General features: G+C 59.6%; 25 protein-coding genes. 11 read left to right on the top strand and 14 right to left on the bottom strand.

What is annotated here, in order from left to right; all coding sequences use genetic code 11:
- Positions 1-94 precede the first annotated feature (94 nt).
- Positions 95-910, top strand: a complete 816-nt coding sequence (locus HNR03_RS04800; RefSeq protein WP_259151207.1) for a UDP-2,3-diacylglucosamine diphosphatase — start codon at positions 95-97, stop codon at positions 908-910.
- Positions 911-1,056: 146 nt separating this feature from the next.
- Here the strand turns inward: HNR03_RS04800 and HNR03_RS04795 are convergent, their stop codons facing one another.
- Positions 1,057-1,647 carry an HD domain-containing protein gene (locus HNR03_RS04795; RefSeq protein ID WP_259151205.1) on the bottom strand — a complete coding sequence of 197 codons (591 nt, stop codon included), beginning with the start codon at positions 1,645-1,647 and terminating at the stop codon, positions 1,057-1,059.
- Between the two features lie 99 nt (positions 1,648-1,746).
- On the bottom strand, positions 1,747-2,058 hold the full coding sequence (locus tag HNR03_RS04790; RefSeq protein WP_259151203.1) for a DUF962 domain-containing protein: 312 nt from the start codon (positions 2,056-2,058) through the stop codon (positions 1,747-1,749).
- A gap of 163 nt (positions 2,059-2,221) precedes the next feature.
- On the opposite strand from HNR03_RS04790, the gene HNR03_RS04785 reads away from it, so the two are divergent.
- Positions 2,222-3,283, top strand: coding sequence for an AraC family transcriptional regulator (locus tag HNR03_RS04785; RefSeq protein ID WP_259151202.1), 1,062 nt, complete (start codon positions 2,222-2,224; stop codon positions 3,281-3,283).
- On the opposite strand, the gene HNR03_RS04780 is transcribed toward HNR03_RS04785, so the two are convergent.
- Entirely contained in the window at positions 3,240-4,694 is a 1,455-nt protein-coding gene (locus HNR03_RS04780) for a TrkH family potassium uptake protein (protein WP_259151201.1), read from the bottom strand. The genes HNR03_RS04785 and HNR03_RS04780 overlap by 44 nt on opposite strands.
- Before the next feature lie 122 nt (positions 4,695-4,816).
- On the opposite strand from HNR03_RS04780, the gene HNR03_RS04775 reads away from it, so the two are divergent.
- On the top strand, positions 4,817-5,380 hold the full coding sequence (locus tag HNR03_RS04775; protein WP_259151199.1) for an NAD(P)H nitroreductase: 564 nt from the start codon (positions 4,817-4,819) through the stop codon (positions 5,378-5,380).
- Positions 5,381-5,513: 133 nt separating this feature from the next.
- Here HNR03_RS04775 and HNR03_RS04770 read toward each other — a convergent pair whose 3' ends face one another.
- From HNR03_RS04770 to HNR03_RS04745, 6 genes are all read right to left on the bottom strand, one after another.
- Positions 5,514-6,848 carry a cell wall metabolism sensor histidine kinase WalK gene (locus tag HNR03_RS04770; RefSeq protein ID WP_259151197.1) on the bottom strand — a complete coding sequence of 445 codons (1,335 nt, stop codon included), beginning with the start codon at positions 6,846-6,848 and terminating at the stop codon, positions 5,514-5,516.
- Positions 6,849-7,024: 176 nt separating this feature from the next.
- Positions 7,025-7,498 carry a Spy/CpxP family protein refolding chaperone gene (locus HNR03_RS04765; protein WP_259151194.1) on the bottom strand — a complete coding sequence of 158 codons (474 nt, stop codon included), beginning with the start codon at positions 7,496-7,498 and terminating at the stop codon, positions 7,025-7,027.
- 125 nt (positions 7,499-7,623) lie between these two features.
- On the bottom strand, positions 7,624-8,301 hold the full coding sequence (locus tag HNR03_RS04760; protein ID WP_259151191.1) for a response regulator transcription factor: 678 nt from the start codon (positions 8,299-8,301) through the stop codon (positions 7,624-7,626).
- Between the two features lie 7 nt (positions 8,302-8,308).
- On the bottom strand, positions 8,309-8,722 hold the full coding sequence (locus HNR03_RS04755; RefSeq protein WP_259151188.1) for a translation initiation factor 2: 414 nt from the start codon (positions 8,720-8,722) through the stop codon (positions 8,309-8,311).
- Positions 8,723-8,831: 109 nt separating this feature from the next.
- On the bottom strand, positions 8,832-9,131 hold the full coding sequence (locus HNR03_RS04750) for a YciI family protein (protein WP_222585197.1): 300 nt from the start codon (positions 9,129-9,131) through the stop codon (positions 8,832-8,834).
- Between the two features lies 1 nt (position 9,132).
- On the bottom strand, positions 9,133-9,729 hold the full coding sequence (locus HNR03_RS04745) for a septation protein A (RefSeq protein ID WP_259151185.1): 597 nt from the start codon (positions 9,727-9,729) through the stop codon (positions 9,133-9,135).
- 87 nt (positions 9,730-9,816) lie between these two features.
- Here HNR03_RS04745 and HNR03_RS04740 point away from each other — a divergent pair, with 87 nt between their 5' ends.
- From HNR03_RS04740 to rluB, 6 genes are all read left to right on the top strand, one after another.
- Positions 9,817-10,680, top strand: coding sequence for a PHP domain-containing protein (locus tag HNR03_RS04740; protein WP_222585199.1), 864 nt, complete (start codon positions 9,817-9,819; stop codon positions 10,678-10,680).
- A gap of 13 nt (positions 10,681-10,693) precedes the next feature.
- On the top strand, positions 10,694-11,323 hold the full coding sequence (locus HNR03_RS04735) for an L-threonylcarbamoyladenylate synthase (RefSeq protein WP_222585200.1): 630 nt from the start codon (positions 10,694-10,696) through the stop codon (positions 11,321-11,323).
- Between the two features lie 60 nt (positions 11,324-11,383).
- Positions 11,384-12,142: a ScpA family protein gene (locus HNR03_RS04730; RefSeq protein ID WP_222590357.1), complete on the top strand. Its 759-nt coding sequence runs from the start codon at positions 11,384-11,386 to the stop codon at positions 12,140-12,142.
- A gap of 11 nt (positions 12,143-12,153) precedes the next feature.
- Positions 12,154-13,140: an SMC-Scp complex subunit ScpB gene (gene scpB / locus HNR03_RS04725; RefSeq protein ID WP_259151181.1), complete on the top strand. Its 987-nt coding sequence runs from the start codon at positions 12,154-12,156 to the stop codon at positions 13,138-13,140.
- Positions 13,141-13,285: 145 nt separating this feature from the next.
- A complete protein-coding gene (locus tag HNR03_RS04720; protein ID WP_259151179.1) occupies positions 13,286-13,477 on the top strand; it encodes a DUF1289 domain-containing protein in 192 nt (63 codons plus the stop codon).
- Positions 13,478-13,646: 169 nt separating this feature from the next.
- Entirely contained in the window at positions 13,647-14,915 is a 1,269-nt protein-coding gene (gene rluB, locus HNR03_RS04715; protein ID WP_090181460.1) for a 23S rRNA pseudouridine(2605) synthase RluB, read from the top strand.
- Between the two features lie 200 nt (positions 14,916-15,115).
- On the opposite strand, the gene HNR03_RS04710 is transcribed toward rluB, so the two are convergent.
- Together HNR03_RS04710 and HNR03_RS04705 are read right to left on the bottom strand one after the other, a co-directional pair.
- Positions 15,116-16,081, bottom strand: a complete 966-nt coding sequence (locus tag HNR03_RS04710) for a leucyl aminopeptidase (protein ID WP_259151175.1) — start codon at positions 16,079-16,081, stop codon at positions 15,116-15,118.
- 68 nt (positions 16,082-16,149) lie between these two features.
- Complete coding sequence (locus HNR03_RS04705; protein ID WP_167360483.1) at positions 16,150-16,287, bottom strand: hypothetical protein; 138 nt, start codon at positions 16,285-16,287, stop codon at positions 16,150-16,152.
- A gap of 931 nt (positions 16,288-17,218) precedes the next feature.
- On the opposite strand from HNR03_RS04705, the gene HNR03_RS04700 reads away from it, so the two are divergent.
- Together HNR03_RS04700 and arfB are read left to right on the top strand one after the other, a co-directional pair.
- Positions 17,219-18,634: an amino acid permease gene (locus HNR03_RS04700; protein WP_259151172.1), complete on the top strand. Its 1,416-nt coding sequence runs from the start codon at positions 17,219-17,221 to the stop codon at positions 18,632-18,634.
- A 229-nt stretch (positions 18,635-18,863) separates the two neighbouring features.
- A complete protein-coding gene (gene arfB, locus HNR03_RS04695; protein WP_090181465.1) occupies positions 18,864-19,277 on the top strand; it encodes an alternative ribosome rescue aminoacyl-tRNA hydrolase ArfB in 414 nt (137 codons plus the stop codon).
- On the opposite strand, the gene HNR03_RS04690 is transcribed toward arfB, so the two are convergent.
- The 3 genes from HNR03_RS04690 to HNR03_RS04680 form a co-directional block, all read right to left on the bottom strand.
- Positions 19,274-20,473 carry an MFS transporter gene (locus HNR03_RS04690; RefSeq protein WP_259151171.1) on the bottom strand — a complete coding sequence of 400 codons (1,200 nt, stop codon included), beginning with the start codon at positions 20,471-20,473 and terminating at the stop codon, positions 19,274-19,276. The two genes, arfB and HNR03_RS04690, sit on opposite strands and share 4 nt — an antisense overlap.
- Positions 20,474-20,577: 104 nt before the next feature.
- The gene (locus tag HNR03_RS04685) at positions 20,578-20,760 is read right to left on the bottom strand and encodes a hypothetical protein (protein WP_090188525.1); all 183 of its coding nucleotides are present in this window, start codon (positions 20,758-20,760) and stop codon (positions 20,578-20,580) included.
- A 76-nt stretch (positions 20,761-20,836) separates the two neighbouring features.
- A complete protein-coding gene (locus HNR03_RS04680; RefSeq protein ID WP_010461912.1) occupies positions 20,837-20,968 on the bottom strand; it encodes a hypothetical protein in 132 nt (43 codons plus the stop codon).
- Positions 20,969-21,250 lie beyond the last annotated feature (282 nt).

The raw sequence follows: 21,250 nt of genomic DNA, 5'->3' as shown, positions 1-21,250 counted from the left end.
CGCCAGGGTGCTGTCACAGGACTGACTCGGCACTGTCATGGGCCATTAACCCGACCGGCGCAAGCTTGCCAAAATCTGTCCTGAGGGTTTACCCATGACCAGCGCCGAGCTCGCCAAACCCAGCCGTAAGCAACGTGTGCGGACCTTGTGGATTTCCGATGTGCACCTGGGCACCCGGGATTGCCAGGCCGAACACCTGTCGCAGTTTCTGAAGGGTTATCATGCCGACAAGATCTACCTGGTCGGCGACATCATCGATGGCTGGAAACTGCGCAGCGGCATGTACTGGCCACAGGCGCACACCAATGTGATCCGCCGGCTGCTGACCATGAGCAAGCGCGGCACCGAGGTGATCTACGTCACCGGCAACCACGACGAATTCCTGCGCCGTTATTCGAAGCTGATGCTGGGCAACATCCAACTGGTGGACGAGGCGGTGCACGTGACCGCCGATGGCCGCCATCTGCTGGTGATCCACGGCGATCAGTTTGACGTCATCACCCGCTATCACCGCTGGCTGGCCTTTCTTGGCGACTCGGCCTACGAATTCACCCTGACCCTCAACCGCTGGCTTAATCACTGGCGCGCCCGTTATGGCTATGGCTACTGGTCACTGTCGGCCTACCTCAAGCACAAGGTGAAAACGGCGGTCAGTTTCATCAGCGATTTTGAAGAGGCCATTGCCCACGAATGCGTGAAGCGCGAATTGCACGGCGTGGTGTGCGGGCATATTCATCATGCCGAAATCCGCAAGGTCGGCGGGGTGGATTACCTCAATTGCGGGGATTGGGTGGAGTCGTGCACGGCGTTGATCGAGCATTGGGACGGGTCGATCGAGTTGTATCGGTTGGCGGATGCACAGGCGCGGGAGGCTGAATTGAAGGCGCTGAAGATTGCCGAACCGGCTTGAAATTTGCGGTGACCGGGCTGGCCCCATCGCGAGCAGGCTCACTCCCACATTTGAACTGAGGCGGTCACAAATAGTGTGTCCACTGGAAATCCAATGTGGGAGTGAGCCTGCTCGCGATGGACCGCGCAGCGGTCCCGCTGGATCTATCAGGCGGGCGAATGCTGCTCCATCGCCGCCTTGTAGATCGAATGTTTAGGCTGCGCAAACAAGCGCTCCATCATCGGCTCGAAGAAACTCAGCGGTAACGTCTCATACGCCGGATCAAACGCCGCCGCATCGTACTTGGCGCAGAACTCAATGGTTGCCTGATACTGCGGATGTTCGCTGAATTGCTCGCGCAGGTGCCGGTCCATCCCCAGATGATGGAAGAAGTAATAGCCCTGGAAGATCCCATGCTTCTCCACCATCCACAGGTTCTCGGCGCTGACGAACGGCTTGAGGATCGCCGCGGCAATGTCCGGATGGTTGTAGGAGCCCAGCGTGTCCCCGATGTCGTGCAGCAGCGCACAGACCACATATTCTTCATCGCGGCCGTCGCGCCAGGCACGGCTGGCGGTTTGCAGGGAATGGGTCAGGCGATCCACCGGGAAGCCGCCAAAATCACCCTCCAGTAATTTCAGGTGCGCCACGATCCGTGTCGGCAGCTGCCTCGCATAGGCACTGAAGTCCGCGGCGATGATCGCCCAGTCTTCCTGCGTGCCATCCTGCATGTGGGTGAAACGAGCGCTGGCATTCATCAGCTATCCTCTTGTTCTAAGCGAATGGGACATTTTGAGTGTAGGACTTGGATCCAATTCTGCACTGGCCACGCAGGACGCTTTTATGACTAGGGGAGCCTAGAGCGGCACCCGACCCAGCACCATGTCGCGGTACATGACGAAGTCACCGAGCAGGCTGTAAAGCGGGTGCTGGAAGGTCGCCGGGCGGTTCTTCTCGAAGAAGAAATGGCCAACCCAAGCGAAGCTGTAACCGGCTAACGGCAAGGCGAGCAACAACAGCCACGCGCCTTTGCCAATGGCCAACGCCAGAATGAAAATGACCAGGCTGGTACCGACAAAATGCAATCGTCGACAGGTGCTGTTGCTGTGTTCGCTGAGGTAGTACGGGTAAAACTCAGCGAAACTGTTGAAACGTCTGATGTTTTCCACGACTGCGATCTCTGTGGTTGTTGTTCTGATTGCAAGTTGTTCTGCGGGTAGCTTATTTGAGTCTAGAGTGATCAATGGCGTCAGCCAGTGACAATAGGCGCCACTTTAGTATCCTTCGAAAACTTGCCGCGTTAGACGGCTCACCAATCAGTAAGTAAACGCCATGAGCGAACGTACGACTTCTGCAAGCTGGGCGATGGGGATTGTCAAAGCACTGGAGATGGACGGCCTGGATTGCCGGGTGCTGTTCAAGCAGCTGGGGCTCGACTACGCGGCACTGGATGACCCCGATGCGCGCTTCCCGCAAGACTCCATGACACGACTGTGGCAGCGCGCGGTCGAGCTGTCCGGCAACCCCGCGATCGGCCTGAACATGGGCAAAGTGGTGCGCCCGGCGTCCTTTCATGTCGCCGGTTACGCGCTGATGTCCAGCCGGACCCTGGCCGAAGGCTTTCAACGACTGGTGCGCTATCAGCGGATCATTGCCGAAAGTGCTGACCTGAGCTTCCGGCTTCTGGATGAAGGGTATGCGCTGATTCTGACGGTCCATGGCGACCACCTGCCACCGACCCGACAAAGTGCCGAAGCCTCGCTGGCCTGTGCGCTGGCGCTGTGCGGCTGGTTGACCGGGCGCACGCTGCAACCGCGCAAAGTGCTGGTGCAGGGCGATCAGCCGAGCAATCTCGAACCCTATAAACAAGCATTCCATGCGCCCTTGGTGTTCAACGCGCCATATGACGCCTTGATCTTCGAGCGCGCCGACATGGAGGCGCCGCTACCGACCGCCAACGAGGCGATGGCGCTGCTGCACGACCGGTTTGCCGGTGAGTATCTGGCGCGGTTTTCCGAGAGCCGGGTGACCCACAAGGCGCGGCAGGTGCTGTGCCGTTTGCTGCCTCAGGGCGAGCCCAAACGCGATACCGTGGCGCAGACGCTGCACTTGTCGCAACGGACCCTGCAGCGACGCTTGCAGGAAGAAGGCACGAGTTTTCAGACATTGCTGGATGACACGCGACGGGAACTGGCCGAGCAATACCTGGCGCAGCCCACCATGACCCTGCTGGAAATTGCCTACCTGTTGGGGTTTGCCGACCCGAGCAATTTCTTCCGCGCCTTCCGCCGCTGGTTCGATGCCACGCCCGGCGAGTACCGGGCGCGGCTGATGGAAGCGCCCGCGCCTGTCAGTGGCGCCAGAACGCAGGAATACACAGAACAAACACCGTAATGATCTCCAGTCGTCCCAGCAGCATGCCGAACGAGAGAATCCACTTGGCGGCGTCCGGCAGGGTGGCGAAGTTGCCCGCCGGGCCGATGGTCTCGCCCAGGCCCGGACCGACGCCGGAGACGGTACTGGCCGCGCCGGTCAGGGCGGTCATCCAGTCCACGCCGAGCAGCGACAGCAGCAATGCGATCACGCAAATGGTGATGGCGAAGAAGAACGAAAACGTCAGGATCGAACGCACGATTTCTTCGTCGAGACGGTGACCGTTGTACTTCTGCTTGATCACCGCGCGCGGGTGAATCAGCTGATTTAGGTTGGCCTTGAGCAGGATATAGGCGACCTGGAAGCGGAAAATCTTGATCCCGCCGGCTGTCGAGCCCGAGCAGCCGCCGACAAAACCCAGATAGAAAAACAGCATCAGCGAGAAATTGCCCCAGAGGCTGTAGTCCCCCAGTGCAAAACCGGTGGTCGTCACCACCGACGTCACGTTCAGGGCCACATGGCGCAGGGCATCGAGCCAGTGCAGTTTGGTGGTCCACCAATACCAGGTGCCGAGCACCAGCCAGGTCACCAGCAACATGCCGAGCAAACCTTGAACTTGCTGGTCCTTGATCAGTGCCCGACGGTTACCGCGCAAGGTGGCCACGTACAGGGTGAACGGCAGGCTGCCGAGGATCATGATGACGATCGCCACCCAGTGCACCGCCGGTTGTGTCCACTTCGCCAGCGACTGGTCGGACGTGGAGAATCCGCCGGTGGAAATGGCTGACATCGCGTGGTTGATCGCATCGAACAGGCTCATCCCGGCCCACCAGAACGCCAGGCTGCCGAAGATGGTAATGCCGACGTAGGCCGCCACGATCAGACGCGCCACCATGTGCGAGCGGGGCATGATTTTTTCGGAACGGTCCGACGACTCTGTCTGAAACAGCCGCATGCCACCGATGCGCAGCAACGGCAGAATCGCGACCGCCATGCCGATGAAGCCGATGCCGCCGATCCAGTGCAGCAGCGAGCGCCACATCAGGATGCCGGGGGACATGGTGTCCAGGCCGGTCAATACCGTGGAGCCCGTAGCGGTGATGCCGGACATGCTTTCGAAGAACGAGTCGGTGTAGCTGATGCGCTGAGTCAGCAGAAATGGCAGCGCAGCGAAGATGCACACCACCACCCAACTGCTGACGGTCAGCAAGTACATGTCTCGCGGACGCAGGTGTACGTGTTCGGGGCGACCGGGGATGACCAGCGCGAGGCCGGCGACAAAGGTGATCATGCTCGCCCAGAGGAACGATGGCAGGTCACTGGTGCGTTCGAAAATCACCAGAGTGGCCATGGGCACGACCATGGCGATGGCCAGCGTGATCAGGAAGATGCCGATGATGAAACCAATAGTCCGTAAGGTCGGCAACGCCATGAAGTCCGCTCTGGCTGATAATGGGAAAGGCGCCATTCTACCCGTGGGGCCTGCTATGTAAACCGGCACTCCTGAGGTGGTTACCGCTAGAATAGCCAAACATTTTTTACAGGAGGTGGCCGATGCAGGCTCTCGACGCTTTGCTCAACCGTGTTTCCGTTCCACGACTGATCGACCCGGCACCCACCGCAGAACAACGCGAAGTGCTGTTCGCCGCCGCGATGCGCGCACCCGACCACGGCCACTTGCAGCCTTGGCGCTTCCTGACAGTCGAAGGCGCGGCGCGTGAGCAGATGGGCGAGTTGCTGGCTGAGGCGGCGAAGCTGCAGGACAGCGACGTGTCGGAAGCGGCGCTGGACAAGGCGCGTAATGGTCCATTGCGCGCGCCGTTGGTGGTCGTGGTGATCGCGCGGTTGCAGGATCACATCAAGTATCCGAAGTCCGAGCAATTGCTGGCAGCTGGATGCGCGGCCCACGGGATTTTGCTGGCCGCGTATGCGCAAGGCATTGGCGCGGTGTGGCGCACAGGTGATCTGGCCTATTCGGCGCATGTCGCCAAAGGGTTGGGGTTGGCGGAGGGTGAACAGGTCATCGCGTTTCTCTATCTCGGCACGCCGCAGAAAGAACCGCGTGTGGCGGAGAAGGTTGATCTGGCCGAATTCGTCAGCGCTTGGCCTGGTCAGTAAAGATCGTTCCCCACGCTCTGCGTGGGAATGCAGCCCGGGACGCTCTGCGTCCCATTGGAACGCGGAGCGTCCCTTGAGGCATTCCCACGCGGAGCGTGGGAACGATCATCAGCGCGTTCTCTATCTCCGTCAGTTAAGAGGTGACTCCGGGCACCAACGGTAATTCCAGGCTGGCGATAAACCCGCCATCCGGGTGGTTGGCCAGCACCAGGGCCCCGCCATGTCGTTCTGCCGCCCGGCGCGCAATCGCCAACCCGAGGCCATGTCCGGGTGCTGTTTGCCCGGGAGCCCGGTAGAACGGTTCGCCCAGCTGACTCAAGTGCCCGGCATCGACCCCCGGCCCATGGTCACGCACGCTGACCACGATCCGCTCGCCCTGACGCACCGCCTGCATTTCAATCGCCTGACCCACCGGGTTGAATCGCTGAGCGTTGCGCAGCAGGTTATCCACGGCGCGTTCAATCATCGTCGGCCAACCCTTGAGGTTCAGCTGCGGTTCGGCCTCGAGGTGGACGTTCTGCTCCGGCGAACCCAACTGAGCATCCTTTTGCAGAGTGTTGAGCAGGGCATTGAGATCAACGTCTTCAGCGCTGGCGTTGTCTGCATCGACTCGCGCCAACACCAGAATTTCACTGATCAACGCTTCCAGCCGATCGCACTCGCGCGTCAGGCGCGGCGCAAGTTTTTCCCGTTCCTCGGGCGTTGCCCGTTCGGCCAGTGCCAGCGCGATGCGCAGTCGGGCGAGGGGGGAGCGCAATTCGTGGGACACATCGCGCAGCAATTGCCGCTGGCTGCTGATCAGACTTTGCAGGCGCGCACCCATGCGGTTGAAATCGTTGGCCAGCACGCCGAATTCATCGCGGCGGTTGGCCAGTTTTACCAGGCTGTTCTGCTGATACGTGGTTTGCCCCAGATCATGCACCGCGCCGCGCAAGCGACTCAGCGGACGCGTAATGGACAGGGTGACGAACAGGCTGAAAAGGGTCAGCACTACCAGGGCGATACCCAATGCGCTCAACGGCCAGAGCAGGCTTTCGCGGTGCCAGGCGTCCAGTTCAGGGTGTGGGATACGGTAGATCAGCAGGTAGGTGTCGCCGGTTTTGTCGCTGGTGTATTCGGCGGTCAGACGCCGCCATGGCAGGCGCCGATCGTCATTGTTCTGCCGTGCTTCGAAGGCTGCGGCACGACGGGGGAACGTGCCGCGCACCACTGGATCGCCGCTTTCGTTGAGCACTTGAACGTCGATGTGATATTGGCGTTTGCGCTGTTCCAGAATGTCCTGGGCCGCTTCCTCGCCCTGGGATTCGTAGGTTTGCGTCCACTGTTCGGCCAGGTTATTGAGGCCCGGGTGGCGACTGAGTATCCACGCGTCCTGGTTAAGCATGTGCCCCAGCAGAATGGACAGCCCCGCAACCAGGGCGATGGCCAGCCAGAAGCTGGCCAGAATACGCCAGAACAATGAGCGCACAGGAAATCCTCGAACAATCACAAACCAGTGTGGGAGTGAGCCTGCTCGCGATGGCTGTGTATCAGTCAACAAATATTTGCCTGACACACCGCCATCGCGAGCAGGCTCGCTCCCACATTAAAAATTGAGTGGCAAAAGACCCGACGGGTTTAGCCGTCGGGTCCGGAGTTAACGCATTATTGCGCTTTTGGCTGTTGCTGCTGTTGCTGCTGTTGCTGTTGCTGCGCTTTCCAGGCCTTGAACTCAGCCCATTCGGCGCGACGCTCAGCCTGTTTTTTCTGGATTTCGTCGAATTTCTTCTGTTGATCCGGTTTCAGCAGGGCACGCACGTCGGCTTCGGCTTTCTTGTGGTTGGCGGCCATTTCGTCTTTCATGGCTTTCTGGTCGGCTGGCGAGAGTTTTTCCAGGTATTTTTCGACCAGTTGCTTACGCTCGTGCATCTGCTCGCCCATGATCTTGCGGATCTGGTCGCGCTGTTCGCGGCTCAGGTCGAGCTGGCTATACGGGCCTTTGCCGTGCATGCCGTGCATCTGACCGCCGTGGTGCGAACCGTCCATCGGGCCACCCATCGGGCCGGCACCTTCAGGCGCAGCCATGGCAATGGTCGGCAGGGCGGCAGCGAACATCAGAGCGATAAGAGTCTTGCGCATGGTGTATCTCCTTGTCTCGTTCCCGGTACGTTCCGGATGAGTACAGATTACGAGGATCAAGGTAAGCGGCGGTCAGCGCAGCGTAAAGCTTGAGTAAAGACGATTTTGTACTGACCTGACAAATCTTACAGACTGTAGTAATAACCGCGACTACGCAGGGCAACGATGCGTGGACGGCCATCGGGGTGCGGACCGATCTTTTTGCGCAGGTTGCTGACGTGCATGTCCAGGCTGCGGTCGTACAGGGTCAATTTGCGACCGAGGGCGATTTGCGCCAGTTCCTGCTTGTCCAGCGGCTCGCCAGGTTGCTTGAGCAAAGCTTCGAGCAGGCGGCTTTCGGAAACGGTGAGGGTGAATTCCTGTTCGTCGATGCTGACCACACCGCGCACCGGGCTGAAACACAGGTCGCCCAGTTCGAGCTGGCTCGACGCGGCCGCCGGATGGCTGCGGCGCAATACGGCGCGCAGACGGGCTGTCAGTTCCCGCGGGTCGCACGGCTTGGCCAGGTAATCGTCGGCGCCCAGTTCCAGGCCGAGAATGCGATCCAGTGGTTCGCCTCGGGCCGAGAGCATCAGCACCGGCAAGTCGGGATGGTCGCTGCGCAGTTGCTTGAGCAGCTCAAGGCCGCTGCCATCGGGCAGCATCACGTCCAGCACCACGGCTGCCGGAGACGTTTCGGCCAGCGCCCGGCGGGCACTCTGGCCGTCGTGACAGGCGCGGACCTGAAAGCCTTCCTGGCTCAGCCAACTGCTCAGGAGCTCACACAGCTCCTGGTCATCATCAATTAATAACAGCTCGCTCATGACTCACTCAATTTAGCCATTGCCTACGTTTTCTCGTGGCACCGCTGGCGAAGATACCGCAGAGCAGCGCCAAAAGCGCAACTGCGGCGCCAATGACGAACCACTGCTGTTGATCGGTCAGCAGGCGTGGCATCGGGTTGCTGGCCTGGGTTTCCTTGAGTTGCAGCTTGAGGCGCTGATTCTCTTGGCGCAACCGGGTCAGTTGAGCGCTTTCACGTTCGTTATCGGTATTTTGCAGTTGTTTGCTCAGTTCTTCTCGTTGCTGTTCGCTAGCTTTCAAGCGTTGTTGCAACTCGGTGATCTGACTGCCGGCGCTCAATGACAACGGCGTCGAACCGGCGCCCTCGGCGCGTTCCTCACCGTGGACAGGGGCCACAATCGACAACGTCATCAACATCAGACACAACGGACCTTTGCGCATCGCCACTCCTGATTCCAATACGAGTATTGGGCAGGTTGTCGGCCGTCAAACGAGAATAATGAGCGTTGAGAGCGCGATGAACCGTCAAGGTTCACCGCGAGGCAGGACTTTATGGCAGGACTTGCTTGAACGGCTTGACCGAAACGTTGGCGTAGACGCCTGCGGCGACGTAAGGATCCGCATCGGCCCAGGCTTGTGCCGCGCTCAGGGAGTCGAACTCGGCGACGATCAGGCTGCCGGTGAAACCCGCGGCGCCCGGATCATTGCTGTCGACCGCCGGGTGCGGACCGGCCAACACGATACGCCCTTCGCCCTTGAGCACTTGCAAGCGCTCAAGGTGTGCAGGCCGTGCGGCCAGGCGGGCTTGGAGGGAGTCGGCAACGTCTGTGGCAATGATTGCGTAAAGCATGTCAGTCCTCGGTTTTTGGCGTTGTGGTATCGGTGTCATGCAGGTGGCGGGACAGGTAAATGCCCTGGCCGACCAGGAACAGCAACGTCATGCCCAGGCTGCCGAAGACCTTGAAGTCGACCCAGTAGCTCTGGAACGTGAACGCGACGAACAGGTTGGCGGCACCGCAAAACAGGAAAAACCCGATCCAGGCGATGTTCAAGCGCGTCCAGATCGGGTCCGGCAGCGTCAGTGCGTGGCCCATGATGCGCTTGATCAGCAGTTGGTCGCCGATGAAGTGGCTGCCAATGAAGGCCAGAGCGAACAGCCAGTTGACCACCGGCGCCTTCCATTTAAGGAAGGTCTCGCTGTGGAATGCCAAGGTCAGGCTACCGAACACCAGGCAGGCGATGAGGGTCAGCCACTGGCTCTTCTCCAGCTTGCGCTGCTTGATGAACAGCGCGCCGTAAACCACCAGGGAACTGATGATCAGCATCGCGGTGGCGCTGTAAATACCGCCTACAGTCACTTCATGGCCGGCGACGTCGACGACCCGTGGATCGATCTTGAAGACGATGAAAAACAGCAGAAGCGGGATGAAATCGATGAATTGTTTCACAGTGGCAGCCAGAAGCAGGATGTGGCGGCATAATAACAAACATATGGGCGCGCGATAGCGTCAGCTGATTTGAGGTAACACATCCCCGTGAATGTCGATTTGCACTGCCATAGCACCGCTTCCGATGGCGCACTCGCGCCGGCAGTTCTGGTTGCGCGTGCGTACGAGAAAGGCGTGCGAGTCCTGGCCTTGACCGATCACGACACCCTCGAAGGCCTCGATGAGGCCCGCACCGCTGCGTCCGAACTGGGAATGCAACTGGTCAATGGCGTGGAATTGTCCTGCACTTGGGGTGGGGCGACCATTCATGTGCTGGGCTACGGGTTTGATGTCAATGCCGCACCGTTGGTCGAGGCCATCGCCAAATTGCACGATGGCCGCTGGCTAAGGTCCGAAGAAATAAGCCGCAAGCTGGCGCTGAAAGGCATGCCGGGAGCGCTGGACGGTGCCCGGGCCATGCAGCAGGAGCTGGGTGACAGCGGCAATGCCCCGGCCCGACCGCATTTCGCCGACTGGATGGTGCGTGAAGGTTTCGTCAAGGATCGCGCCGAAGCGTTCCGCAAATGGCTGGGCGCCGGCAAGCTGGGCGACGTCAAGCAACACTGGCCGACCCTTGAAGACACGGTTGAAACCCTCAGGGCCGCGCAAGCCTGGGTCAGCCTGGCGCATCCGTGGCACTACGATTTCACACGCAGCAAGCGTCGCCGGCTGATTTCTGACTATATTCAAGCAGGGGGCCACGCTATCGAAGTGGTCAATGGCCATCAGCCCGCCGAACAAGTGGGCAGCCTGGCGATTCTCGCCCGTGAGTTCGGTCTGCTGGTCAGCGCCGGCAGTGATTTTCATGGCCCTGGAGGCTGGTCCGAGATCGGTGAATATCGCCCGCTCCCGGAGGATCTGCCACCACTGTGGTGTCGATTCAAACATGACCCAATTATTGCCGTCGTCTGAACAGGTAGAGAATGTGAGTCAATTTTTCCAGATTCATCCGGAAAACCCGCAAGCGCGCCTGATCAAGCAGGCTGTCGAGATCATCCGCAAAGGCGGGGTGGTGATTTATCCCACAGACTCGTCCTACGCCATTGGTTGCCAGATCGGCGACAAGAACGCCGTGGAGCGCGTGCGCCGGTTGCGCGGGCTGGACGACAAGCACAACTTCGCGCTGATTTGCAGCGACCTGTCGCAGCTGGGGCTGTTCGCCAAGATCGACACCGGCCTGTTCCGCTTGCTCAAGGCGCACCTGCCGGGGCCGTACACCTTCATTCTGAACGCCACCCGCGAAGTCCCGCGCCTGTTGCTGCATCCGAAAAAACGCACCATCGGCCTGCGGGTGCCAAGCCATCCGATAGCCCTGGCGCTGCTTGAAGAGCTCGGTGAGCCGCTGATGAGCGTGAGCCTGATCCTGCCCGGCGAAACCGAACCGATGACCGATCCTTACGAAATGCGCCAGGTGCTCGAGCATCAGGTCGACCTGATCATCGATGGCGGTTTCGGCGGGATCAAGGCGTCCACCGTGATCAACCTCGCCGACGGCGAGCCGGAAGTGATCCGCGTGGGTTGCGGCGACCCTGCGCCGTTCATGGCCGAGGCGTAGATGTCCGCAGTAGAACCCGTTGACAGTCAGGCCGGCGCCCAGCAGGAGCTGCCCTTCGCCATGGTCTATGGCCAGGCGGTCATGGAAATGCCGCTGGACCTGTACATCCCGCCGGACGCACTCGAGGTTTTTCTCGAAGCCTTCGAAGGTCCCCTCGACCTGCTGCTGTACCTGATCCGCAAACAGAACATCAACATCCTCGACATCCCGGTGGCGGAAATCACCCGTCAGTACATGGGGTATGTCGAGTTGATGCAGTCGGTGCGCCTGGAGCTGGCCGCCGAGTACCTGGTGATGGCCGCGATGCTGGCCGAGATCAAGTCGCGGATGTTGCTGCCGCGTGCCGAAACCATCGAAGACGAAGAAGAGGACCCGCGTGCCGAGCTGATCCGGCGCTTGCAGGAGTACGAACGCTTCAAGGCTGCCGCCGAAGGCATCGATGGCCTGAGCCGGGTCGGGCGCGACGTGGTCGTGCCCAAGCTCGATGCCCCCGAAGCCCGGGCGCGCAAACTGTTGCCGGACGTGCGCCTGTCAGAGCTGTTGTTGTCCATGGCCGAAGTCCTGCGCCGTGGCGACATGTTCGAAAGTCACCAGGTCAGCCGCGAGGCGCTGTCGACCCGCGAGCGCATGAGCGACGTGCTGGATCGGCTCAAGGGCGGCGGTTTCGTGCCCTTCGTCGAGCTGTTCACCGCTGAAGAAGGACGCCTGGGGGTCGTGGTGACGTTTATGGCGATCCTTGAACTGGTCAAGGAATCTTTGGTCGAGCTGGTGCAGAATGAGCCGTTCGCGGCGATCCACGTGCGAGCCCGAGCCGAATAACGAGTTGAATCATGAACCTGACTGAACCCCGCGAGCTGGCGCCACTGCTTGAAGCCTTTCTGTTGGCCTCGGGAAAACCGCAATCGCTGGAACGCCTCTTCGAACTCTTCGAAGAGGGCGAGCGACCGGAGCCGCCGGTCTTCAAGAAAGCCCTGACGATTCTGGCCAAGTCCTGCGACGGTCGCGCCTTCGAGCTGAAGGAAGTGGCCTCCGGCTATCGCCTGCAGATTCGCGAAAAGTTTTCGCCTTGGGTCGGACGACTGTGGGAAGAACGCCCGCAGCGGTATTCGCGCGCCATGCTCGAAACCATCGCCCTGATCGCCTATCGACAGCCGATCACCCGGGGCGAAATCGAAGACGTGCGGGGCGTGGCGGTCAACAGTCACATCGTCAAAACCTTGCTGGAGCGCGAGTGGATCCGCATCGTCGGTTACCGTGACGTGCCCGGCAAACCGGCGATGTTCGCTACCACCAAGGCTTTTCTCGATCACTTCAACCTGAAAAACCTCGACGATTTGCCGCCACTGGCTGACTTGCGTGAGCTGGAGCCTGATCCGGTGCTCGACTTCGACGACGCGCCAGTCCCGGCCAGCTTGCAGGAACTGGCCGACGCCAGTGCCGAGCCGGAAGAGCCCAAGGAAGAAACCAGTTTCCATACGCTGTTGCTGGAACTGGACACCATGGAGGAGGGGCTCAAGACCGACTTCGACGACATTTTGCGCGATGGCGCGTTGACTGAGACTGAAGAAGTGCTGGAGCGGCCGGAGCCGGAAATTGAAGTTGAACTTCATCCTGAGCCTGAAGCCACAGTCGAAGAGGAGCCGGAAGAAGAGCGGGAAGACGACGTCCTCGGTGTCGCCGAAGCGCGAGAGAAACTCCTGGCTGCTGTCGCCGCTCTCGAACAATCGAAACCCGAGCCCGAATTGAGCGACGAAGAAGCCGAAGCCCGGGCCTTGGCCGAAGCAATCGAAGCCGAACGCCGCGAATTCGACGACTGACCTCAACCCTGAGAACAATAGAAATCCCTGTGGGAGCGGGCTTGCTCGCGAATGCGGTGGGTCAGGCAACAAAGATGTCGACTGACCCACCGCATTCGCGAGCAAGCCCGCTCCCACAAGGGGTTTGTGTTGTCTGGAGTATTTGATGAGTTCTACCAAAGACCCCTGCATCAGTCTCTGCAAATTCAACGACGACATCTGCCTCGGCTGTGGCCGCAGCAAGCGCGAGATCAGGGCCTGGAAGAAACTCGACAAGGCTGACAAGCGCACAGTGCTCGCGGAGTCGGCGCTCAGGTTGAACAAACTCGGCGGCGCCGTTCGGCGTAAAAGCAAATAAGCAGGCAATCATCAGCTAGTCTCTGATGCGCAAACGCTCCCATGAGCGTATGATTCGCGACCCTTCGGCGATCCCTACGCCCAAGCTCTTCAAAAAAGTAACAGTTTTACATCGCTTCAGGACGCTCAATCATGGGCCGCCTGAACAGACCACACCGGGAGGTGCCCAGATGAGTATCAACGACCAGAAAGACGACCAGGAAATCGGCCCAGCAGGCGAAAAGCTGCAGAAAGTCCTCGCCCGTATCGGCGTCGGCTCGCGCCGTGACGTAGAAGCCTGGATCAGTCATGGCCGCATCAAGGTCAACGGCAAAGACGCCACACTTGGCCTGCGCGTCGACCTGCATGACGCCATCACCATTGATGGCAAGGTGATCAAGCGCGAAGAAGCCGCCGAGTCGGTACGCCGCGTGATCATGTACAACAAGCCCGACGGTGAAATCTGCACCCGTGACGACCCGGAAGGCCGTCCGACCGTGTTCGACAAAATGCCGAAGCCGAAAGAAGGCCGCTGGATCAACATCGGTCGCCTGGACATCAACACCACCGGTCTGCTGATGTTCACCACCGACGGTGAGTTGGCTAACCGCCTGATGCACCCGTCCTACGAAATGGACCGTGAATACGCGGTACGTGTACGTGGTGAAGTCGATGATGAGATGATCGAGCGTCTGAAAGCAGGCGTCGTCCTCGAAGACGGCCCGGCCAAGTTCACCGACATCAAGCAGGCTCCGGGCGGCGAAGGTTTCAACCACTGGTATCACTGCGTGGTGATGGAAGGTCGCAACCGCGAAGTCCGTCGCCTGTGGGAATCCCAGGGCCTGGTGGTCAGCCGTCTGAAGCGCGTGCGTTTCGGTCCGGTGTTCCTCAACTCCGACCTGCCGATGGGTCGCTGGCGCGAAATGAGCCAGTACGAAGTCGACATCCTGAGTGCTGAAGTGGGCCTGACCCCGGTGGCCATGCCGCAGATGAACGCCAAGAGCAAAGACAAGCTTGAGCGTATGCAGCGCAAATCGTCCCGTCCGGTCGGCAAGACCGAGCGCGTGCGTACGTTGCGCCCAGCTGCTGGCGCCCCGGCTGCCGGTCCACGTGCTCCACGTGAGCCGAAGATCGAAGGCGAGCGTCCGGCCCGCAAGCCAGTGGCACCGCGTGCCGATGGCGAGCGCGGTCCACGCACGCCGCGTCCGGCCAATGGCCGCACTGAACGTGGCGAAGGCCGCGGTGCGCCAAGCGGTGGTCGCAGTGATCGCGGTGCTCCAGCAGGTCGCGGTACGCCTGTGGCAGACCGTCCTTCGGACACCAAGCGCCCGGCCAAGCCAGCGCCGAAGAAACGCCCAGGCATCGTTCTGGTCGACAAGGACGCGCCATCGGGCAAGCGTCGCGGTGCACCAGCCGGTTCGGGCCAGCGCCCGGGCTTTGGTCGTCGCAAGCCTGAGTAATCGGTAAGCGCCCATAAAAAAACGCCAACCTTCGGGTTGGCGTTTTTTTTGTCTGTCTTTAAGTAAGGTGGTGACTGTTCTGGCCTCATCGCGAGCAAGCTCGCTCCCACAGTGGATCGCATTTCCATGAGACAACGCGGTCACTTGTGGGAGCGAGCTTGCTCGCGATGAGGCCCGTAGTGACACCGCCTGCTTTGTGGTTAAAACACAAATCGCCCATCAAACACCGGCTCATCATCCAGCGCCAACACGCCGCTGGAAAAAATCAGGTCCAGATGATGGCTGCCCTTGGCCCCGCCACCCAACCCCAGATGCAACCCGCAATGGCGCTCTTCAAACCCGGCATTGCGCGCGTATAGCGCCTTCACGCCTTCGTTGGTGCCAATCCCCAGCTCCTCGATCCGCCGATTCGATGGGTTGGCATCCAGGTATTTGTTGAAGTCATGTTCCAGCCCCGGCACGTCCGTGGCGATCTTGCTGATGGTCGAGTTCTCGATCCACAACTCCAGCGGTGATTCCAATACGCCGTATTTGCGGGCAAACGGGATGGTGCTGAGGAACGTCCCCATAAACTTTACCCGGCCATTAATGGCTTCGCTGTGCGTCGCGATTTCACCGGGGGCCAGGTCAAAGTTGCCGACACCGTTGATGTCGGTCCACTTCTTGATGCTGCTCAGCGGTGTTTCAAACCACGAGCCAAGATCATCTTTGAAACTCAGGGTTGTCGCCTGCGACATGCGCTGGATCAAGTGGCTGTTCAACCCGGCAATACGTTGCGGCGTGACACTGAAAGTGTCGTAGAAGTAATCGCCGTAATCCTTGAACAGCAGCGACTTCTTCCAGTTCTCGGCCATGACGCCTTGCAGCGCGCGGACAAACTCCGGGCCTTCGGGCCGTGGATTGGCAAGGGTGGAAGAGTCATAGAAGAAAATGTACAGGTCGCTGTCGACAATCGCCTGGGCCAGCGTTTCTGTCGGTTCGAGGTCCAGGCGCAGGGTGCTGAAACAAAATGGCTGTCTGCCAGTGGCCTGTTCGACGATGGCACCGGTCAGCGCCTCGTAATCAGCCGTATGGCCCAGCAAGACCTTCGCCGGATGAAGGCCGGCAAGGGCAGGGTGATGTTCGAGGTAGTAAAGGAAATGCGAAATGGCGCGTTGCTTATCCATGTAGTCCTCCCTGACAAACCGAGAAAAGTGGCGGGCACAACCGGCCGGATTATGCCCGCCAGGATGGCTTACAAAGGCCACATCGCCGTGCCGAACGGAACAACCGCGTCGGCTTGCATCATTTCAACGGCGGCTTCATGGGTCGGTGCTTCAAACCAATCGTCCAGTTGCAGTTCAGTGTCCAAGTCTTTTTCAAGTGCTTGCATTGTGAATCTCCTAGATGACTTTTTCGGTAAGTGCAGCGACGCATTTTTCAGTCATTGAATAACGCGCCAACTTGCCGGTTGATGCGTTTCGGCAAGTCGCTGAAAACCTAGTTCAGGGCTTTTTAAATTGCAAAAAAATAATTAAATAAGATTTATTTGAACTTTTTATTCTGTTTTTAGGCGGCGAATTTATTAATAGAAAACAAAAAACTAACTCGACCTTTTCCGTCAGAAGCGTCCCACCGTCAATTTGCAGTCGTCCGGCGAAGGGATCTGATGTGGAATATTTACGTTACGGCTTGTAAAGAAATGCTGACGAAAATGCCCTTCAAACCCCTTGGATTGACGGACACGGCAAGCCTGTAAGGAAAACCTGCCGTCCTGACACCGTTTAACTCGCTTGCAGGGCTCTGGGCGGCTTGTTTCAGGCGCTCCGGAAGGGTGAGATGCGCCCCATGCCTGCCGTGCAGGTGCATAACAAGAAGGAGGCGCAATGAACGCCGTGACTCATCTTCATCTCTCCCCGTGGGGCGATTTAATCGTTGCTCCCGTCGATGACCTGCAAAGGTCTGATCCTATTTATGCAGCCGCCCGAGACGCTCGGGGCGGACACAGGCAATCCCGGCAAATGACACGCTGATCCAGTGGTGTCTGGCAGCAGGGGGTTACAGGTGTACAATGCGCCGCGTTTTACCTGTGACCTCCTGCGCAAATGCGCAAATTTCGAGGCTATCCGCCTTGTTCACTCCGTCGCGTCACGAGCGTGTCGGGTTCGATTTCGTCACAGATAAAAACAAACAGGTGACGCATGACCGTAGTAAATACGCTGAACTCCTGGTGCTTGCGCTGGGGTTTGATCGGCGCTGCTTGAAAGTGCAATTGAGCAGCAACGTCTACTGAACATCATCAAACCTTGCGTGAGACCCTTTTCATGAGTGGACAAAACTCGCATTCAGGCGAGCTGAAACGCGGCCTGAAAAATCGCCATATTCAATTGATCGCCCTCGGTGGCGCGATCGGTACAGGGTTGTTCCTCGGCTCGGCCGGCGTGCTCAAATCCGCCGGTCCGTCGATGATCCTCGGCTATGCCATCTGCGGCTTCATCGCGTTCATGATCATGCGCCAGCTCGGCGAAATGATCGTCGAAGAGCCCGTGGCCGGATCCTTCAGCCACTTCGCGCACAAATACTGGGGCGGTTTCGCCGGCTTCCTGTCGGGCTGGAACTGCTGGATCCTGTACATTCTGGTGGGCATGTCGGAGCTGACTGCCGTCGGCAAATACATCCACTATTGGGCGCCGGACATTCCGACCTGGGTTTCCGCCGCCGGCTTCTTCGTCTTGATCAACCTGATCAACCTGGCCAACGTCAAAGTCTTTGGCGAGGCCGAGTTCTGGTTCGCGATCATCAAGGTCGTGGCGATCGTCGGCATGATCGCGTTGGGCAGCTACTTGCTGGTCAGCGGCCACGGCGGCCCGCAAGCCTCGGTGAGTAACCTGTGGTCTCACGGCGGCTTCTTCCCGAACGGCGTGAGCGGTCTGGTGATGGCGATGGCGATCATCATGTTCTCCTTCGGTGGCCTGGAAATGCTCGGTTTCACCGCCGCCGAAGCTGACAAACCGAAAACCGTGATCCCCAAAGCCATTAACCAGGTGATCTACCGGATCCTGATTTTCTACATCGGTGCGTTGGTCATTCTGTTGTCGCTGACCCCTTGGGACAGCCTGCTGGCTACCTTGAACGCGTCTGGCGACTCCTACAGCGGTAGCCCGTTCGTTCAGGTGTTCTCGATGCTCGGCAGCAACACCGCCGCGCACATCCTCAACTTCGTGGTGCTGACCGCTGCGTTGTCGGTCTACAACAGCGGCACCTACTGCAACAGCCGCATGCTGCTGGGCATGGCCGAGCAGGGCGATGCGCCAAAAGTGTTGTCGAAAATCGACAAGCGCGGCGTGCCGGTGCGTTCGATCCTCGCGTCGGCGGCGGTGACGCTGATCGCGGTGTTGCTCAACTACCTGATTCCGCAAAACGCGCTGGAACTGTTGATGTCGCTGGTGGTTGCGACCCTGGTGATCAACTGGGCGATGATCAGCTTCTCGCACTTCAAGTTCCGCCAGCACATGGACAAGACCAAGCAGACGCCGCTGTTCAAGGCCCTGTGGTACCCGTACGGGAACTACATCTGCCTGGCGTTCGTGGTGTTCATTCTTTGCGTGATGCTGCTGATCCCGGGGATTCAGATCTCGGTGTACGCGATCCCGGTGTGGGTGGCGTTCATGTGGGTTTGCTACGGCATCAAGAACAAACGCAGTGCGCAACATGCCCTGCACGCGGCAAACGTGAAGTAAGCGCAGCACGCAGAAACAACAAACCCGGCCATGTGCCGGGTTTGTTGTTTTATGGGTTTACACAAATCCCCTGTGGGAGCGGGCTTGCTCGCGAAGGCGGTGTGTCAGTCGACATCAACATCGCCTGATTCACCGCCTTCGCGAGCAAGCCCGCTCCCACAAGGGATCTTCGGCGTACCGGGGATCTGATTCGCGGTATCCTGCACGTTCTGAATACGGACGCTTTTCCATGCTGGTGATTTCCAACAATGTGCATCTGCCGGATGCCGAGATCGAGTTGACGGCCATTCGCGCCCAGGGGGCTGGTGGGCAGAACGTCAACAAAGTCTCCAGCGCCATGCACCTGCGCTTCGACATTGCGGCATCGTCCTTGCCCGAGTTCTACAAGGAGCGGCTGCTGGCGCTGCGCGACAGTCGCATCACCAGTGACGGCGTGTTGATCATCAAGGCCCAGCAATACCGCACGCAGGAAGCCAATCGCGCGGATGCGCTGGAGCGGCTGGTCGAGTTGATTCTCAGCGCTACCAAGGTCGAAAAGAAACGTCGTCCGACCAAGCCGACCCTCGGTTCGAAGAAGCGCCGGCTCGAATCCAAGACCAAGCGTGGCAGCATCAAGGCCGGGCGCGGCAAAGTGGATTTCTAGCCGGCGTCGCGTTCTTCCCGATACTTTGGCGCCTGCCGGTACAGGTACACGCTGAGTGCCAATCCGCTCAACGCAGCGAACGCGGCGAACAGGAAGATCGAGGCAAAACCAAAGCCTGCGGCAATCGCACCGGCCAGCGGTCCGGTGATCCCCAGCGACAAATCGATGAACAACGAATAGGCACCGACCGCCGCGCCACGGCTGGAGGCGGGCACCAGGTTGACCGCTTCAACCCCCAGCGCCGGAAATACCAGCGAGAAGCCGAAACCGCTCAATGCCGCGCCGGCCAACGCCCAATGCGCATCCGGTGCGAGCCACAGCAGCAACAAGCCCAGGGTTTCCACCGACAGGCAGGCAATTGCCACGCGAAAGCCGCCGAGGCGGTTGATCAGGTTGCCGAACAGCAGCCGCGCACCAATGAAGCTGGCGCCGAACAGGCTCAGGCACAGCACCGCGTTGTTCCAGTGTTGCGTGGCGTAATACAAGGTGATGAAAGTGGCAATGGTGCCGAAACCAATCGAGCCCAGTGCCAGGCCGCAACCGTGCGGCAGCACCCGACCGAGCACGTGCATGAACGGCAGCCGTTCGCCGACCACAATCGGCGCGGCGGTTTTCGGCCAGGCCAGCGTCAGACCGAGGACGGCCAGCAGCACAATGCTCACCCCCATGCTCCACAAGCCCAACTGACTGACCAACAGCACCCCCAGCGGTGCGCCGACCGCCAGCGCGCCGTAGCTGGCGATACCGTTCCAGGAAATCACCTTGGCGGTGTTCGCCGCGCCGACCCGGCCAATGCCCCAGCCAATCGAACCGGAACCCACCAGGCTTTCCGCGCTACCGAGCACCAGTCGGCCGATCAACAGGCTGATCAGGCTCAGCATCGGCAAGCTTTGGGTCCAGGCAGAGATCAGCATGAACACACCGCTCAAGCCGCAGCCGGCGAGGCCGTACATCACCGCCAGCTTGCTGCCTTTATTGTCGATGATTTTCCCGGCGTAAGGCCGGCTGAGCAGGGTGGCCAGGTATTGCACGCTGATCACCAGCCCTGCGATCACGGCGCCAAAGCCCAGGTCGCTGTGGACGTAGCCGGGCAATACGGCCAGGGGAATGCCGATATTGAGGTAGCCGATGAAGGTGAACAGAACGATGGAAACGACTTGCAGCGTGACCGCCAGGGGGCGCTGGTTTTCAGACATGGGTAAAGGTCCACGGGAAAGCAGGATAGATAGGCTGCTTATGATACCGGCGCGGGCGGCCGAGGGGCGTGGAAAAAGTAAAACTATTTGCCGGGTGGCGTAAGTCAGGTTTTGGTGGGGGCGACCAGTTGCGTCGTGACCAGGGCGGCCAGGGCGTTTTCTTCGCTACCGAAACGGGCGAGCAGCGTGGCTTGTTTTTCGGGGGAAAGGCGATTCCAGATCTCGATCATCTTCTCGGCGGTGCCGATCAGGACGCTGGCTTGGGTTTCAGTGAAATCATCGCTCATGGTGTCGAACTCGCGGTTCAGGCGGTGTGGAAAGCGCATGTTAGCGCTTTCCACACGGTCTGGCATTGCGGGTGTTTCAGTCTTCGCTGTCAGCCTGGCGGCGTTCAGTGGCTTCCTTCGGCTCGGGCTGTTGGGCGCCGGCTTGTTGCGTGGTTGTCTGCTCAGTTTCGTGCAGGCTTGGGAAGGGGAGATTAGGGATCTCGTGCATGTTTCGCGCTCCTCGCAAAGTCTGTTGATAGATCTGGTAGATCCGCGCTTTTACAAAGCTTGGGCAGGATACAGCAGGAGAAATGACAAATAGACTTTTATATCCATTTGTTTCGACGGATGGGATTGTCTAGACAGGTCGAGAGGGGTGACCCAGATGATCGTTCCCACGCTCCGCGTGGGAATGCCTCAACGGACGCTCCGCGTTCGGCTTTGGCTGGGACGCGGAGCGTCCCGGGCTGCATTCCCACGCGGAGCGTGGGAACGATCAGTACGATCAGTG

The sequence above is a fragment of the Pseudomonas sp. JAI111 genome, from assembly GCF_024809425.1.
In the GTDB taxonomy this organism is placed as follows: Bacteria; Pseudomonadota; Gammaproteobacteria; order Pseudomonadales; family Pseudomonadaceae; genus Aquipseudomonas.
The sequence above is the reverse complement of the archived record's forward strand: the minus strand, read 5'-3'. Positions and strand labels throughout refer to the sequence as shown.